Below are 16,329 nucleotides of genomic sequence, written 5' to 3' on the forward strand. Positions count from 1 at the left end.
AAATTTACAATAGGCATAGGTAAAAATCAATACCCTAGCTTATTAAATAATTCATAAAAATGATGCCGTTATAGGTATATCTTTTTGTAAGAGCGCTTAAAAGTGTACTTTTGTTCGTTTTTAAAAACTAAAAGAGATTTAATGGAATTATTTATTCAGATAGTACAGTTCATTTTAATTATATCAGTACTTGTTATTTTGCATGAGCTGGGGCATTTTATTCCTGCCAAATATTTTAAAACTAAAGTTGAAAAATTTTACTTGTTTTTTGATGTTAAGTTTTCACTTTTTAAAAAGAAGATAGGCGATACTGTTTATGGTATAGGATGGTTGCCTTTAGGTGGTTATGTTAAAATTGCTGGTATGATAGACGAAAGTATGGACACCGAGCAAATGAAAAGCGAACCACAACCATGGGAGTTTAGAAGTAAGCCGGCTTGGCAACGTTTAATTATAATGTTGGGTGGTGTAACTGTAAACTTTTTTTTAGCTTGGTTTATATATACAATGTTGTTATTTAATAACGGAGATACGTATATACCTGCAGATAGTTTAAAACACGGGATTTTAATAGATTCTATAGGAGAACAATTAGGATTAAAAACAGGAGATAAAATTTTAGCTATAGATGGTAAAAAAAGTAAAAAGTTTACAGATGCCGTATTAGATATTATTTTAGGAGACGAGGTTACTGTTAAAAGAGACGGTAAAGAAATTAGCGTGCCATTAAGCGCAGAAGGTAAAGAAGCTGTTTTTAGTACACAAGGGAGAAACTTTTTAGGCTACAGACAAAAAGCTATTATAGATAGTGTAGTGTCTGGTATGGTAGCAGAAAAGGCAGGTGTTCTTAAAGGAGATGAAATTGTTGCTGTTAACGGACAAAAAACAGTGTACTGGAATGAGTTTGTTGGTGTGATTAAAAAGTCTTCAGAAAAGGAAATAGAATTAGAGGTTTTACGTAATGGGCAACCAAAAACATTGCAAATGACCGTTCCTGAGGAAGCAGCAATAGGTGTTGTGTTAAACAGAGAAGACTTATTTGTTACAGATAGCTATAGTTTTGGTGCAGCTATACCAGAAGGATTTAACAAAACTATAGAAGTACTAACAAAACAAATTAGACAGTTTAAGGTTATTTTTAACACTAAAACAGGAGCTTACAAACAAGTAAAAGGGCCTATTGGTATTGTAGAAATGATGCCAAAACAGTGGAACTGGACATTTATTTGGAACTTTATGGCAATGTTCTCTGTATGGTTAGCTTTTTTAAACATTTTACCTATTCCGGCATTAGATGGTGGACACGTAATGTTTTTATTGTATGAAATTATTTCTGGCCGCCCGCCTAGTGAAAAAGTACTAGAAAAAGGACAAATTATTGGTTTTGTAATACTTATGGGTCTTATGGCAATTGTGTTTGGAAACGACATCTGGAATATTATAAAGAAATTTATATAAATTTTTATTTTTTGTTTTGTAGATATTAAAAAAGCTTATATATTTGCACCCGCTTACAGACGTTATGTCTGCTAACATTCCTCCTTAGCTCAGTTGGTTAGAGCATCTGACTGTTAATCAGAGGGTCCTTGGTTCGAGCCCAAGAGGGGGAGCAAAACAAACCTCAACTAGAAATAGTTGAGGTTTTTTGCTTTTATATAGTTTCTGCAATTTTATAGTTTGTAGTTGTTTTAATTTTTCCTGTATCTTTTCAGTCTTAAAATTACAAATCTATGTTTTCTATAATAGGTTGGCTCGGGGCCTTATTGTTTGTAGTGTCTTACTTGTTGCTAAGCATAGGTAAACTATCATCTAAATCTAAAGTATACCATATTTTAAATATATTAGGTGCCGTTTGCTTAATTATTAATGGTTTTGCGTTAAATGACTTTCCTAATGTTGTAGTTAACGCTGTATGGGCTTGTATTGGGCTCTATGCTATTGTTAAGGTTGTTAAGTAAACGTTTACTCGTTTTTAAATTCTAGTATATTTAACGCATACTTAATATAAATAGCCTCTTTTTGCTTGTAATCTTCTGTTTTTTCATTAAAAAGTCCCAAATAATAGTAAGCACCATCTATTAAGGCAAAAATTACTTCTGTTATTTCATCAATGTTTGTGTTGGAAATAATTTGGTGCTCTTTTGCTTCTGTTAATTTATTGTGTAAAACCGTGTGTAGCGCTTGTAGGTAGCTTTTAAAGCTATCATTAAAATCTTTTTTTCTGTAAATTAGGGCGTAGCAGCTATAAAAAACTCCATCATCAAAATATTTGTTCCAGTTTCTAGAAAAAAGTGATGTTATTAGATTGTGAAGTTTTTGTTTAGAGTTAATTTCACCATTTTCGTCATTTTGTACAATGTTTAAATGCTGTTCTAATATAAACTCATTTAAGCCAATTAATAGCTCATCTTTAGTTTTAAAATAGTGCATTATTAAGCCATTACTTATGCTTAAATGTTCTGCAACCTTAGCAATAGAGGTGTTTTCTAAGCCTATGTCTTTTGCAACTTTGTAAAATGCTTTTATAATTTCTTTTCGTCTTTGTACAGATACACTTTTTCTTCCCATGTAAGATTTTTATTTAGGCAAATGTAACATTTTAAGATAATTACAAGCCTTGCTTTGCCTGTGCAAGTTAACATTTATTTAAAGTTTTATTAATTGAACATTCATTCAATTTATAATTTATAAAAATACTTTTGACCCGGATTTTAGTGTAACCAATCAATCTAAAAAAATGGGGAATAAAATTAAATATGTAGTATTTGTTATGTGCTTAGTTGTGCAGGTAGGTTTTACTCAACAAACTAGCAAGCCTATAAATAATAAAAAAGTAGTGTTTGTTATAGTAGATGGTATTTCTACAGATATGCTGCAAAAAGCTCCAACTCCTTTTTTAGATAGTATAGCCAATACTGGTAGTTATACTAAAGCATATGTGGGTGGTAAAAAAGGAGGTTACTCACAAACACCAACAATTTCTGCAGTAGGTTATAACAGTCTACTTACAGGTACTTGGGTTAATAAACACAATGTATATGGTAACAGTATTAAAAAACCAAATTACAATTACCCAACAATTTTTAAGGTATTTAAAGATCAATATCCGTCTAAAAAAACAGCTATTTTTTCTACTTGGCTAGATAACAGAACAAAACTTATTGAGGGTGAATCTGAAACAAAAAATGTAGAGCTAGATTATGCTTTTGATGGTTTTGAATTAGACACCACTAATTATCCGCATGATACTTACAAGCAATACATTAAAAAAATTGATAATGATGTGGCTGTTGAGGCCGCTAGGTATATAAAAACTGATGCACCAGACTTGTCTTGGGTGTATTTAGAGTATACAGATGATGTTGGCCACGGATTGGGTGATAGTCCGCAACTAGATGATGCAATTACATATGAAGATGCTTTGGTTGGCAAAATATGGAATGCTATTAAAATACGTGAAGCTAAGTTTAATGAAGATTGGTTATTGGTAGTTACAACAGACCATGGTCGTAGTCCTAAAGATGGGCGCCATCATGGAGGGCAAACAGAGAGGGAGCGTGCTACTTGGATTGTAACTAATGAGAAAAACACTAACAGTTATTTTAAAAATGAAACCTTAGCAATTACAGACATTTACCCAACTATGCTTCGTTTTTTAAATATTGATGTTTCTAAAGATATTGCTTATGAAATAGATGGTACTCCTTTTATAGGCGAGGTAGATGCTTATGGTTTATCAGCTGTTAAAGAAGGCGATAAAATTGTTATCCGTTGGAAAAATAATTCAGATAAAAATGTAAAAGGAACAATTTACACTTCTACTACAAATCAATTTAAAGAAGGAAAAAAAGATACTTACACAAAGGAGGTAACAGTGAGTTTGACTAGTGAAGAGACTACGCTATCGCTTAAAAAGCATACGGGCAAGATGTTAAAAATAGTATTAGAAACTCCAAATAATGTGCTAAATACTTGGTACATAAACAATAACTAATAACCAATTTAACTTAACATTAAAGAAAATGAATTTTAGAATTACGTTTATTGTAATGTTGTTTGTATGCTGTTTTAGCTACGGACAACAAACTATTACGGGTAGTGTTGTAGATGAGGGCAATACACCATTAATGGGTGTTAGCATTGTAGTTGCTAATACTACAAATGGTACAACAACAGATTTTGATGGTAATTATACCATTAATGCTGCAAAGGGAGATGTGCTTACATTTTCATCAATGGGGTTTAAAACAAAGCAAATTACGGTTTTAAATGCTACAGTAATTAATGTTACCCTTTTAGAAGATGCTGCGGCATTAGAAGAGGTAGTGGTAACGGCTTTGGGTATAAAAAGAGAAAAAAAGGCATTGGGTTACGCTGTACAAGAAGTTAAAGGAGCTTCTTTAGAAAAAGCAAAGGAGCCTAACTTGGTAAATTCTTTAACGGGTAAAGTAGCTGGTTTAAATATTAAAAACTCTACCGACTTATTTCAGAATCCAGAAATTAGCTTAAGAGGCGCAACACCATTAGTTGTTATAGATGGTATACCAGACCGTTCTGCAGATATTTGGAAAATTAATTCTGATGATGTAGAGAGTATTAGCGTGCTTAAAGGTGCAACTGCATCTGCTCTTTATGGTTCTGCTGGTAGAAATGGTGCTATAATGATTACAAGTAAAAAAGGAGAAAAAGGAAGGTTAACTGTAACAGTTAATAGTTCAGTGCTTTTTCAACCTTCTTTTATTAAAGTACCAGATGTGCAAACAGTTTACGGTAACGGTAACCAAGGGCAATACGCATATATTAACGGTTTAGGTAGTGGCTCTGAAGGTGGTGGCTGGATTTGGGGTCCTAAAGTAGATCAATTAGATCCAAGTACAGCAAGCGGTTTTTTTGAAACTACGCAATACAATAGTCCTACAGATGCTGCTGGTAATTTAATTCCAATTCCGTTTACATCTAGAGGTGAAGATAATATCAAAGATTTTTTTCAAACAGGCTCTATACAAACCAATAACGTAAGTGTAAATTGGGGTAATGATAAAGCTAGTTATAGAATGTCTGTGTCTAATGTATACCAAAAGGGTATTGTTCCTAATACAGATTTGGGGAACACTTCTTTTACAATTGGTGGTACATTAAACCCGTCAGATAATTTTAAAGTAAGCTCTAACTTAACTTACAATAAGCAATACACAGATAATTTTCCTGAGGTTGGTTACGGACCAACAAATTATTTGTACAATTTGGTTTTGTGGACAGGTGTAGATGTAGATGTTAAAGATTTGCGTAATTATTGGAGAGAGGGACAAGAGGGGTACCAACAAAGACATTTTAATGTGTCATATTATAACAATCCTTACTTTCAGGCATATGAGTATGAGCGTGGTTATGATAAAGATAATGTTTACGGTAATGTTGCCTTTGAGTATAATATTACGCCAGAACTAAGTGTTAAAAGCACAAGCGGTATAAATGTTTACAGCTTAAACAGAACGTATAAAGAGCCTAAAAGTTATGTGGGTTATGGCAATAAATCTCTTGGTAATTTTACCAATGCAGATAGTAGATATTTTGATATTATTACAGATTTTGGTTTAAAGTTTGAAAAGAACTTTTCAGATAATTTTACACTAAAAAGTGAAGTTGCTTACTCTAATTACTATCGTAAATCTACAACTGCAAGTACGCAAACAGATGGTTTAAATATTCCTGGTTTTTACAATTTGGCTAATAATGCTGGAGCAAGTTATATTGCATCTAACTTAGAGCAAGAAGAAGCTATAAAGAGTATTTATGGTTTTGTAGATATGTCTTTTTACAATGCATTTTACTTATCTATAACTGGTAGAAATGATAAAGTATCTACTTTACCAAAAGAAAACAATTCTTTCTTTTACCCATCTGTATCTGGATCTTTAGTTTTATCTAGCCTTTTTGATATGCCACAGGCTATTAGTTTTGCAAAATTAAGAGGTTCTTGGTCTAGAGTGTCAGAAGGTAAAATAGGAGACGATCCTTATAGTTATATACAAGCTTATGATAAGGGAACAACGTGGAACGGTAATACGTCAGCATCTTTTGGATCTAGCTTGCTTTCTCCTGGTTTAGAGCCAGAAACATCAGACACTTGGGAGGTTGGTGCAAATGTTAGGTTGTTTAATAATCGTTTAGGTTTAGATGTTGCTTATTTTGAAGCTAAAGATTATAATAACCTAATTTATAGTCCAATTTCTGAAGGATCTGGGTATGAGAGTATTTTACTTAATGGAGATGAGTACAAGCGCAAGGGCTTAGAGTTTGTTTTTGATGCTAAACCCATACAAACAGCTAATTTTAGTTGGGATATGCTTGTAAACTTTAGTAGGTTTAGAAGATTTCAAGAAGAAATTTACGGAGATAGAGAGCAGACAGAAGGCTTTATAAAAGTTGGTGAACGTACAGATCAAATTTATGCTAACGTATACCAGACTAATGCTAACGGAGAGGTTATTTATGAAAATGGTTTCCCTGTTGCAGATCCTTACCAGAGATATATTGGTGATGATGATCCAGACTGGACGTACGGTATTACAAATACATTTAAGTATAAAAATCTTAATTTATCGTTCTTGTTTGATGGTAGAATAGGAGGTTTAATTTACTCTACTACAAATCAAAAAATGTGGTGGGGCGGTAAACACAAAGGTACAGTAAACCAGTTTAGAGATGATGCTAATAACGGTGTTAGTTCTTATGTAGCTCCGGGAGTAAAGGTTGTAAGCGGCACAGCAACTTATGATGTTAATGGTAATATTACTAGTGATACGCGTACGTATGCTCCTAATGACGTTGCTGTTAACTACATTAACTTTATGCAGACAACTAGTAATGGTCAAAATAAAAATTACCACTATTATAAAGAGTCTTTTGTAAAGCTTAGAGAGGTTACACTAACCTATAACTTTCCAAAAAAAGCATTAGCAAACACACCTATACATGAGTTTAGTTTGTCTTTAATAGGACGTAACCTTTGGTTAAATTCTGATGTGCCAAATGTAGATCCAGATTCTGGTGTAGATGCATTACAGGCTCCGTCAACTAGGAATATTGGACTTAACTTAAATGTGAAATTTTAAATAAAAGCATAATGAAAAAATTTAGTATATACATTTTATGTGCAATTTTCTTTACAGTAAGTTGTACAGATATAGAAGAGTTGCAAGATGATCCTAACAGAGCAACAGCAGTTAGTCCAGATTTATTGCTAACTAACATTCAAACACTAGCATTTAATACTGTTAGTTTAAATAGTGCTTTAGCAAGTAGATATTTAGCATTTACAGACGGTGTTAATGAAAATCAATACTACAATTGGCAACAAGCTTCTTTTGCTAATTATGACAATATAAAGCAAGTTCATAAAATGATAGAAGAGAGCCAGAACGCAGAGTCTGAGGTTTATGCTATTTTGGGCAAGTTTTTTAATTCGTACTTTATAACAGAGCTTACATTAGTTTTTGGTGATGTTCCTTACAGCCAGGCTATTGCCGTAGATGAACAAATTTATGCGCCTGTATATGACACACAAGAAGAAATTTTTTTAAAGGTGTTAACAGATTTAAAATCGGCTTCTAACGAGCTTGCTGCTAATGATGAACTTATTTTGGGTGATGTAATTTACAATGGTGATAAACTACAATGGCAAAAGTTAATTAACTCTTACTACTTAAGAGTTTTGTTAATGTTATCTAATAAAACAGATGTTGCATCTTTAAACGTTGTGGGTAGGTTTAAAGAGGTTGTAGATAACCCAAGTAAATATCCTTTGTTTAGTTCTAATGATGACAACGGTGCATTAACTTTTGTAAACATACAAAACAACCGTTACCCATTTTTTAACAACAACAACTTGCAAACTGCATATTATTTAGAAGAGTCTTTTGTAAATAAGTTGAAAAATTTAGAAGATCCAAGGTTATTTGTTTTTGCAGAAAAAATGCCAAGTGCCTCTGCGTTAGATAAAACTGATTTTAATGCCTATGGAGGCTTATATGGTAGTGCTGTTTTTAGTGATAACGCAGCAAAGGCAGTAGCTGGTAATGCATCTAGAATTGCTCCAAGGTATTATAATGACCCTGTTAATGAGTCTAGCTTGTTAATTGGTTATGCAGAGCTACAATTTATTTTAGCAGAAGCTGTAACTAAAGGATGGATTTCTGGTGATGCTTCTGCGTATTATACAGAGGGTATTAAGGCGTCTATGGAATTTTATGGTATTACAAATACTGATGATTATTTGGCAAACCCAAATGTGCAACTTAATGCTACAAACCCTATAGAGAGTATTGCAACTCAAAAACACATAGCGTTGTTTTTAAATACTGGTTGGCAAATGTTTTATGACCAGCGTAGAACTGGTTATCCGGAGTTTAATGTAGACGGAGGCGGAACATTAAACGAAGCTAGAATACCAAAAAGATGGTTGTACCCAACAAGTGAGTCTACTAATAACCCTAAAAATTTAGAGGAAGCTATTAATAGACAGTTTACTACTGGTGATAATATTAATTCACAAATGTGGATTTTAAAGTAAGGTATTTACATACGTTTATAAATATCGTTTTTTAGTTTGTTTAACTAGCACCTTGTTTTGGTGCTAGTTTTTCATTTTATAAAAGTAAGTATTTGTAAATTAAGTTGTTACTATATCGTTATAGTGGCTTTATTTTTGTGTTATAACAAAATATTAACACTTTTATCTTGCATTTGGTTCGTATAAATGTATGTTGTTGGTAAACAATTTCAATTATGAAGATTATACAAGTCAAAAGAAAAAGCAAAGTAGAAAAGCGATACACCAAAAGAATGGGGCAACTTGCGGCTAAAGTAACCTACGTAAAGAAATACGTTTTAGGAATTCCTGTAAAAACCTTGTACAAGTATAGACAAACGTATTATGGGGAAATTAAAGACTGTAAAGATTGCCATTTATTTGTTTAATAAGTAAACAAAAAATAAAAAACCCAGAGAATTTAAATTCTCTGGGTTTTTTAATGGGTTTTATTTAAGTAGTAATTAGTTTACTACTAATGTTCCCTCGTTATTCCATTTTGTAACATTGGCAATTTTACTGTTTTTGTAATCTACCTCGTTTAATTCTGTTTTATTCCAAAAAAACCATTTTCCGGTTTTTTTACCTTCAGTATAATTACCCGTTGCTATTTTTTTACCTTCTTCATTAAACATAGTCCACTCACCGTGTAATTTACCATTTAAAAAGTGTCCAACTTGTGCAACCTCTCCGTTAGAGTGAAAATAAGTTGCTTTTACTTTGTTATCTGCTTTTTCAAAAACTGGTTTTGTACTTTGTGCGTTAACTATTGCTATTGAGAATATAAATGCGAATACTAGTGCTATTTTTTTCATGATATGTAGGTTTTAATTTTTAATTTCTTAACATTAACGATATAAAGATACATTTTATTTTACAATAAATACGCTTTAAGTTAACATTAAATTTACATTAAAGATACAAAACTCTGATAATCAGGTATTTAATTATTTTTAATACTTAACATACAACGATAAAAAAAGCGGCTCATAGGCCGCTTTTAAATTTAAAGTTTAAATTTTTTTAAAAACTGTAGTTCATTCCTAAGCTAAAGTTAGTACCAAATTGTCCACCTTGTTGTACCTCAGAAGAGTACTGAAATCTTCCACCAGCTTCAGCTGTATTTGTAGTTGCTAAAGTTTTGTCTGGGTAAACATCAAATAAGTTATTAATAGTACCAGTAAAACTAAGTTTGTCTGTTACTTTGTAGCTTAAATTTAAGTCTGTAACCAACATAGAAGATAAATCTTGATCTATACCTCCTGTTTCTGGAGCAGTAACAGTTACCTTACCAAAAAGAGTATTATTTAAGCCAATGTTAAATTTATCAGTGTCATAATCCATACCTAAAATAAATTTAGACCTAGGTCTAGAATTTGTAATTAAACCTTTTTCTTCTCTTGTAAAAATATTATAGCCATTATCTGCAAGAACTTGAGGAGTCTCAATAGCATCAATTGTAGTTTCGTTAACATTGGCAGCTAAACTCACATTAAATCTACCTTGTCCCATATCTATACCTCTATAATTAAGTACAAAATCTGCTCCCGTAGTTTTTGTGTCGCCAGCATTAATAAAGAACTGAAGAGCTACCACATTATTGTCTATAAGAATTTGTTCTACAGGGTTTGTACTTGCATCATCTCCATCATAACCAATTTGTGAAGAAAATAGTACTCTATCATCTACGTGTATTTGGTAAAAATCTATAGATGCAGAAAATTTAGGATTTATTTTATACGTAAAACCAGCAGAAATATTTCTAGAAGTTTCAGCAAATAAACTAGGTACACCTAAGGCTTGTACAGCAGAATTGTTATTAGCAAGTGTTCCTTGTAATACAGGCTCTGGAGAACCATCAACAATAATGTATTGGCTATTTGTTAGGTAACGTTGGTGTAAGGTTGGGGCTCTAAAGCCAGTACTGTATGAGCCTCTAATAGCACCTTTGTCTCCTAATTTATAGCGGCCAAACACTTTCCAAGAAAAGTTGTCTCCAAAATCTGAGAAGTCTTCATATCTACCAGCTAATCCTAATAAAAGATCTTCGGTAATATCATAATCTAATCCGGCATAAAAAGCGATATTATCTCTGTTCCACTTTCCAGCTTCGTCTGGCTTAATACCAGCAAAAGAATCAGACCCGCCTTTGTAATATGATAAAGGGTTTCCTTCAATTGCTTCATAATATTCCTTTTTGTATTCTACCCCAAAAGAAGATGTTAATTGCTCTGTAAAAGCATTAGCAAAATCTAGGTTCATTACAACATTGCTCAATGTATATCCACCTGGTTTAAAAGTTCTAGGTGAAGTTCCGTTATCAGCTAAATAGTCACGATTTACAGAGTTATTTACAGTATAATTTACACTGTTAGAGCCATAAGTAACACTTGCATCTGCATTAAAAGTGTCTGTAATATCAAACTTTACACCTAAGGCATTGATGTGGTCATCAATTTGTGCTTCAAAACTTGGTTGGTAACCTACAAAATCTTCAGACCTTGTTAAAAATTCAGAATCAGCAACGCCTCTTCTCCAGTAAGGAGCTCTGTAATATGCAAAACTACGTCCCTTTCTGGTAGAGTATCCATGAAAAGAGTACAGTTCTGCATTTTCACCTAATGGATGTCCCAGGTTAACAAATAAATCTCCTTTTTCTAAATCTGGCTGTCCAACTTTCATTCCTAATTCAGGATTTTCAGTAGCCCATTGTATTTCATTTGGTCTAGCATCTGCAGGTAAATCTGCAATACCAGGAGAACCAGCTCTGTTTGTTAGTTGTTGGTTATAGTAACCCAATGTTAGGTTTATAAACCCGCCGTCACCAAAATTAAAAGCAGTGTTAGCATCTGCAGCAAAGTTAAAGCCATCTCCTTGAGACGTAATACCTGTTCTGGCAGATACTGTTGTGTATTTGGCGTTTTTCTTTAATACCATATTAATTACACCGGCAATGGCATCAGAACCATATTGTGCAGAAGCACCATCCCTTAATACTTCTACTCTTTCTATAGCAGCAGTTGGTATACTTTTTAGATCTACCCCAACTTCACCTTTACCTGGTGTTCTGTTTAAGTAAACCTGTGCACTTTGGTTTTTACGTTTTCCGTTAACAAGAACTAAAGTTCTACTAGGACCTAAGCCACGTAAATCTGCTGGATCATAATGCGCTGTTGCATCAGAAATTGCTTGTGTTTGTGCATTAAATGAAGGTACTTTAAAAGTAAGCATCCTATCTACCGTAGGTTTTCCGCTACTTGTAAGTTCTGCTACGCCTATATTATCTATTGGCACAGGAGAATCTAAAATAGTCCTAGGTTTAGATCTGTTACCTGTTAATACTACTTCATCTAAAGCCAAACCCTCTTGTAAAGTCATATTAACTTTACCTGCGGCGTTAACAACAATTTCTTTGGTATTAAAGCCTATAGAAGAAAAAATTAATGTTGCAGGAAAACTCTCTGCAGTAATGCTGTAATTACCATCAAAATCTGTGGTTGTTCCGGTTGTTGTTCCTTTAATAATGATGTTTACTCCTGGTAAAAGTTCATTGTTTTGGTCTGTTACTGTTCCACTTATCTCACCCTGCGCCATAGCAAACAAAGGGGAAACAAGGAAAACTAAACCAAGTAGTTTTCTTGATAAATAATTTTTCATTTAATTAAGTGTTTTATTAGTTATATGACAAGATAATGACATTTTTGTCACATAAACAAATAAAAAATTAACAAATGTTAGTTTTTAACACATGTAATTTAAGTTTTTATTTATAGTTTTTTTCTTACTACATACTATTTTTTTAAATCACATATAGTTTTTAAGTTAATGAGATACTTTTATACCTTTGCTACTTTCAACTTTAGCTATTAAAAATGTATAGAAGTCACAATTGTGGAGAATTAAACGCAACTCATATAAATACAGAGGTTACACTTTCTGGTTGGGTGCAAAAGTCAAGAGATAAAGGTTTTATTGTATGGGTAGATTTACGTGACCGTTACGGTATAACTCAGTTGGTTTTTGATGAAGAACGTACAAGTAAAGAAATGATGGAGCGTGCCCAAAAATTAGGGCGTGAGTTTGTAATACAAGTTAAAGGTAAGGTAATAGAAAGGGCTTCTAAAAACCCTAATATGCCTACTGGAGAAATAGAAATTCTAGTATCTGAATTAACTATTTTAAACAAGGCTATTGTGCCACCATTTACAATTGAAGATGAAACTGATGGTGGTGAAGATTTACGTATGAAATATCGTTACCTAGATATTCGTAGAAACCCTGTAAAAAACAATCTTATTTTTAGGAGTAAGGTTTCTATGGAAGTGCGTAATTTTTTGTCAAATAATGGATTTATAGAGGTAGAAACACCTTATTTAATAAAATCTACACCAGAAGGTGCTAGAGATTTTGTGGTTCCTAGTCGTATGAACGAGGGTGAGTTTTATGCTTTGCCACAATCACCACAAACCTTTAAGCAGTTGCTTATGGTAGGTGGTATGGATAAATATTTTCAGATTGTAAAATGTTTTAGAGATGAAGATTTGCGAGCAGATCGCCAGCCAGAGTTTACGCAAATTGACTGTGAAATGGCTTTTGTTGAGCAAGAAGATATTTTAAACATTTTTGAAAACTTAACACGCCACCTTTTAAAAGAGATTAATGGTGTAGAAGTAGATAAGTTTCCTAGAATGTTGTTTGATGATGCTATGCGCTTGTATGGTAATGATAAACCAGACATTAGATTTGGAATGGAATTTGGCGAGCTAAATGATATAGCACAACATAAAGATTTTAGTGTTTTTAATAATGCAGAGTTAGTTGTTGGTATTGCTGTGCCAGGTGGTAACGCGTACACTAGAAAAGAAATAGATAAATTAATAGACTGGGTAAAGCGTCCGCAAGTTGGTGCTTTAGGTATGGTTTATTCTCGTTGCAATGATGATGGTTCTTTTAAATCTTCTGTAGATAAATTTTATGACCAAGAAGATCTTGCTAAATGGGCAGAACGAACAGGTGCTAAACCAGGAGACTTGGTTTGTGTGCTTTCTGGGCCAACAAATAAAGTAAGAGCGCAACTAAGTGCTTTACGTATGGAACTTGCAGAACGTTTGGGCTTACGTAAACCAAATGAGTTTGCACCATTGTGGGTTATAGACTTTCCTTTATTAGAGTTAGATGAAGAAACAGGGCATTACCATGCAATGCACCACCCGTTTACATCTCCTAAACCAGGTCAATTAGAGCTTTTAGATACAGATCCAGGTGCTGTAAAAGCCAATGCATACGATTTGGTTTTAAATGGAAACGAAATTGGAGGAGGATCTATACGTATACACGATAAAGAAACGCAAGCTACAATGTTTAAACATTTGGGCTTTACACCAGAAGAAGCTAAAGAGCAATTTGGCTTTTTAATGGATGCTTTTCAATATGGAGCACCACCACACGGAGGTTTAGCTTTTGGTTTGGATAGATTGGTGTCTATTTTAGGAGGACAAGAAACAATTAGAGACTTTATTGCTTTCCCTAAAAACAATAGCGGTAGAGATGTTATGATAGATGCTCCTGCTGCAATTGATGATGAACAACTAAAAGAACTAAGCTTACAAGTAACAGTTAACAAATAGGAATTTAAAAAGCTACGTAATGTCTAATAAAAAATTGCTTAAACGTATTTTAGTATGGAGAGCAAAGTACATTACAAATAGGCAGTTTATATACATTCTTAGTGTAATAGTAGGTATAACATCTGGTATTGGTGCAGTGTTGCTAAAAAATGCAACCCATTTTATACAACACGCGTTAGAGGGTAAATTGGTGGCTAATTACCATCATGCTTTTTACTTTTTGTCGCCAATACTAGGTTTTTTTTTAGTGTACTTATGTGTTAAATATATTATTAGAAACAAGGTTAGTCACGGTATACCTTCAACATTGTACGCAATAGCCAAGCGTAAAGGGTTTATGAAAAGGTATCAAATGTTTGGTTCTTTAATTACAGCTCCAATAACAGTTGGTTTTGGTGGGTCTGTAGGTTTAGAAGGCCCTACGGTAGCTACAGGTGCTGCTATAAGTTCTAATTTATCTCGTTTTTTTCATCTAGACCAAACAACGCGTAACTTACTAATTAGTTGTGCTGCAGCTGGTGCTTTATCTTCAATATTTAAAGCGCCCATAGCGGCAATTGTTTTTGCTATAGAAGTATTTAGTTTAGATTTAACTATTGCGTCTATGTTACCTTTATTACTGGCATCTTTGTCAGCAATAATAACATCTTACTTTTTTTTTGGAGACGATGTTTTGCTTCCGTTTACATTAGAAGACAAATTTGTTATTTCTGATGTTCCTTTTTATATGGCATTAGGTGTAGTCTCTGCATTAATCTCTATGTACTATACAGAGGTTTATGATCGTATTCAGCAATTGTTTGATAAAATAGAATCGCCCTTAAAAAAATTAATAATTGGTGGACTTTCTATTGGGGTTTTGGTTTATTTTATTCCGCCACTATACGGAGAGGGTTTTGATGTTATTAACCACCTTATGGCAGGGCATCCAGAAAAAGCTTTATCTACTAACTTTTTGCATTTAGACCTAGAAAACGTATGGGTAATTATAGCTTTGTTGGGAGGTTTGGTGTTTTTTAAAGTAATAGCAGGTTCTTTAACTTTTGGAGCAGGTGGTGTAGGAGGTATTTTTGCGCCAACATTATTTATGGGAAGCATAATGGGCAATTGCTTTGCTAAAATTATAAATGCAACAGGCTTGGTTAGCTCACCAGTGTCTGAAAGTAATTTTACATTAATTGGTATGGCAGGTTTAATGGCAGGCGTGTTACATGCGCCATTAACAGCTATATTTTTAATTGCCGAAGTTACTGGTGGTTATGAACTTTTTGTGCCTTTAATGATTACAGCAACATTGTCATTTGGTATTACAAAGTATTTTTATCCGCACTCTGTGTACACTATGGAGTTAGGTCGTAAAGGTGAGTTGTTAACTCATGATAAAGATCATGCAGTCCTTACACTAATGGATATTGATACCGTTATAGAGACTAACTTTATTCCTTTAAAACAAAATATGACGTTAGGAGATGTAGTGCATTCTGCAATTGTTAAATCTAACCGAAATATTTTTCCTGTATTAGATAAAAAAGGAAGAGCTTTAAAAGGTATTTTGCTTTTAGATGATATTAGAGATGTAATGTTTAAACAAGAGCTGTATAAAACGTTAAAAGTAGAAAATTTTATGCAGTCTGTGCCAGAGGTAATAGAATATGAAAAAGACAATATGCAGGCAGTAATGGATAAATTTCAACTTTCAGGTGCTTGGAACTTACCAATTGTTAAAGAAGGGAAGTATATAGGCTTTGTGTCTAAATCTAAACTATTAACAGCTTACAGAAAAAAATTAATAGATTTCACAAAATAATGATGTATGATGAAATATAGTAGTGGTATAGTAGCTATAGTGGCAATAGGCTTAATAGTGTATGGTTTTATTATTTTAGAAGGGAATGAAGCCATAGCGCACAAGTTTATAGGTTTTGGAACCGTAGGAATATTTTTTATAGCAATGCCTCTTTTTTTAATAAGAGTAAGTAAGGGGAAGAATGTTAAAAATTACATGCTAAATGAAGAAAATATTAAGAAAATGCAAGGGAAAAACTTGGAAAAGACTGATAATCAATAATTTTATGCGATTTTAACTTCTGTTTACATTGCTCTAATTAAAAT

The 16,329-nt window shown here is 33.0% G+C and carries 12 protein-coding genes and 1 tRNA gene; 10 read left to right on the top strand and 3 right to left on the bottom strand.

The window, feature by feature from the left end; translation table 11 throughout:
- Positions 1 to 141 precede the first annotated feature (141 nt).
- The 3 genes from rseP (at position 142) to KLA_RS07265 (ending at position 1,958) form a co-directional block, all read left to right on the top strand.
- The gene (gene rseP / locus KLA_RS07255) at positions 142 to 1,458 is read left to right on the top strand and encodes an RIP metalloprotease RseP (RefSeq protein WP_034644738.1); all 1,317 of its coding nucleotides are present in this window, start codon (positions 142 to 144) and stop codon (positions 1,456 to 1,458) included.
- A gap of 78 nt (positions 1,459 to 1,536) precedes the next feature.
- Positions 1,537 to 1,610 (top strand) — tRNA-Asn (locus KLA_RS07260).
- A 120-nt stretch (positions 1,611 to 1,730) separates the two neighbouring features.
- Positions 1,731 to 1,958, top strand: a complete 228-nt coding sequence (locus KLA_RS07265; protein WP_013621206.1) for a CBU_0592 family membrane protein — start codon at positions 1,731 to 1,733, stop codon at positions 1,956 to 1,958.
- Positions 1,959 to 1,962: 4 nt separating this feature from the next.
- Here KLA_RS07265 and KLA_RS07270 read toward each other — a convergent pair whose 3' ends face one another.
- On the bottom strand, positions 1,963 to 2,568 hold the full coding sequence (locus KLA_RS07270) for a TetR family transcriptional regulator (protein ID WP_034644739.1): 606 nt from the start codon (positions 2,566 to 2,568) through the stop codon (positions 1,963 to 1,965).
- 169 nt (positions 2,569 to 2,737) lie between these two features.
- On the opposite strand from KLA_RS07270, the gene KLA_RS07275 reads away from it, so the two are divergent.
- From KLA_RS07275 to KLA_RS07290, 4 genes are all read left to right on the top strand, one after another.
- On the top strand, positions 2,738 to 3,994 hold the full coding sequence (locus tag KLA_RS07275) for an alkaline phosphatase family protein (RefSeq protein WP_051456060.1): 1,257 nt from the start codon (positions 2,738 to 2,740) through the stop codon (positions 3,992 to 3,994).
- Positions 3,995 to 4,022: 28 nt separating this feature from the next.
- The gene (locus KLA_RS07280; RefSeq protein ID WP_034644740.1) at positions 4,023 to 7,115 is read left to right on the top strand and encodes a SusC/RagA family TonB-linked outer membrane protein; all 3,093 of its coding nucleotides are present in this window, start codon (positions 4,023 to 4,025) and stop codon (positions 7,113 to 7,115) included.
- Positions 7,116 to 7,126: 11 nt separating this feature from the next.
- Positions 7,127 to 8,572, top strand: coding sequence for a SusD/RagB family nutrient-binding outer membrane lipoprotein (locus tag KLA_RS07285; protein ID WP_034644742.1), 1,446 nt, complete (start codon positions 7,127 to 7,129; stop codon positions 8,570 to 8,572).
- 215 nt (positions 8,573 to 8,787) lie between these two features.
- Positions 8,788 to 8,979 carry a hypothetical protein gene (locus KLA_RS07290; RefSeq protein ID WP_034644744.1) on the top strand — a complete coding sequence of 64 codons (192 nt, stop codon included), beginning with the start codon at positions 8,788 to 8,790 and terminating at the stop codon, positions 8,977 to 8,979.
- 75 nt (positions 8,980 to 9,054) lie between these two features.
- On the opposite strand, the gene KLA_RS07295 is transcribed toward KLA_RS07290, so the two are convergent.
- Both KLA_RS07295 and KLA_RS07300 read right to left on the bottom strand, forming a co-directional pair.
- Positions 9,055 to 9,405: a toxin-antitoxin system YwqK family antitoxin gene (locus KLA_RS07295; protein WP_013621211.1), complete on the bottom strand. Its 351-nt coding sequence runs from the start codon at positions 9,403 to 9,405 to the stop codon at positions 9,055 to 9,057.
- A 208-nt stretch (positions 9,406 to 9,613) separates the two neighbouring features.
- A complete protein-coding gene (locus KLA_RS07300) occupies positions 9,614 to 12,247 on the bottom strand; it encodes a TonB-dependent receptor (RefSeq protein ID WP_034644745.1) in 2,634 nt (877 codons plus the stop codon).
- 215 nt (positions 12,248 to 12,462) lie between these two features.
- On the opposite strand from KLA_RS07300, the gene aspS reads away from it, so the two are divergent.
- From aspS to KLA_RS07315, 3 genes are read left to right on the top strand one after another with little or no spacing between them, the layout of a single operon-like run.
- Positions 12,463 to 14,217 (top strand): aspartate--tRNA ligase, encoded by a 1,755-nt coding sequence (aspS, locus tag KLA_RS07305; RefSeq protein WP_034644747.1) that lies wholly within the window; start codon positions 12,463 to 12,465, stop codon positions 14,215 to 14,217.
- Between the two features lie 19 nt (positions 14,218 to 14,236).
- A complete protein-coding gene (locus KLA_RS07310) occupies positions 14,237 to 16,024 on the top strand; it encodes a chloride channel protein (RefSeq protein ID WP_034644748.1) in 1,788 nt (595 codons plus the stop codon).
- Between the two features lie 6 nt (positions 16,025 to 16,030).
- Positions 16,031 to 16,285: a hypothetical protein gene (locus KLA_RS07315; protein WP_141103717.1), complete on the top strand. Its 255-nt coding sequence runs from the start codon at positions 16,031 to 16,033 to the stop codon at positions 16,283 to 16,285.
- The last annotated feature ends 44 nt before the right edge of the window (positions 16,286 to 16,329 follow it).

Source organism: Cellulophaga geojensis KL-A (assembly GCF_000568425.1).
GTDB classification, from domain to species: domain Bacteria; phylum Bacteroidota; class Bacteroidia; order Flavobacteriales; family Flavobacteriaceae; genus Cellulophaga; species Cellulophaga lytica.

Excerpts from the sequence above, each read along its gene's own strand:
- rseP (WP_034644738.1), top strand. The coding sequence starts at position 142 with ATGGAATTATTTATTCAGATAGTACAGTTCATTTTAATTATATCAGTA.
- KLA_RS07265 (WP_013621206.1), top strand. The coding sequence starts at position 1,731 with ATGTTTTCTATAATAGGTTGGCTCGGGGCCTTATTGTTTGTAGTGTCT.
- KLA_RS07270 (WP_034644739.1), bottom strand. The coding sequence starts at position 2,568 with ATGGGAAGAAAAAGTGTATCTGTACAAAGACGAAAAGAAATTATAAAA.
- KLA_RS07275 (WP_051456060.1), top strand. The coding sequence starts at position 2,738 with ATGGGGAATAAAATTAAATATGTAGTATTTGTTATGTGCTTAGTTGTG.
- KLA_RS07280 (WP_034644740.1), top strand. The coding sequence starts at position 4,023 with ATGAATTTTAGAATTACGTTTATTGTAATGTTGTTTGTATGCTGTTTT.
- KLA_RS07285 (WP_034644742.1), top strand. The coding sequence starts at position 7,127 with ATGAAAAAATTTAGTATATACATTTTATGTGCAATTTTCTTTACAGTA.
- KLA_RS07290 (WP_034644744.1), top strand. The coding sequence starts at position 8,788 with ATGAAGATTATACAAGTCAAAAGAAAAAGCAAAGTAGAAAAGCGATAC.
- KLA_RS07295 (WP_013621211.1), bottom strand. The coding sequence starts at position 9,405 with ATGAAAAAAATAGCACTAGTATTCGCATTTATATTCTCAATAGCAATA.
- KLA_RS07300 (WP_034644745.1), bottom strand. The coding sequence starts at position 12,247 with ATGAAAAATTATTTATCAAGAAAACTACTTGGTTTAGTTTTCCTTGTT.
- aspS (WP_034644747.1), top strand. The coding sequence starts at position 12,463 with ATGTATAGAAGTCACAATTGTGGAGAATTAAACGCAACTCATATAAAT.
- KLA_RS07310 (WP_034644748.1), top strand. The coding sequence starts at position 14,237 with ATGTCTAATAAAAAATTGCTTAAACGTATTTTAGTATGGAGAGCAAAG.
- KLA_RS07315 (WP_141103717.1), top strand. The coding sequence starts at position 16,031 with ATGATGAAATATAGTAGTGGTATAGTAGCTATAGTGGCAATAGGCTTA.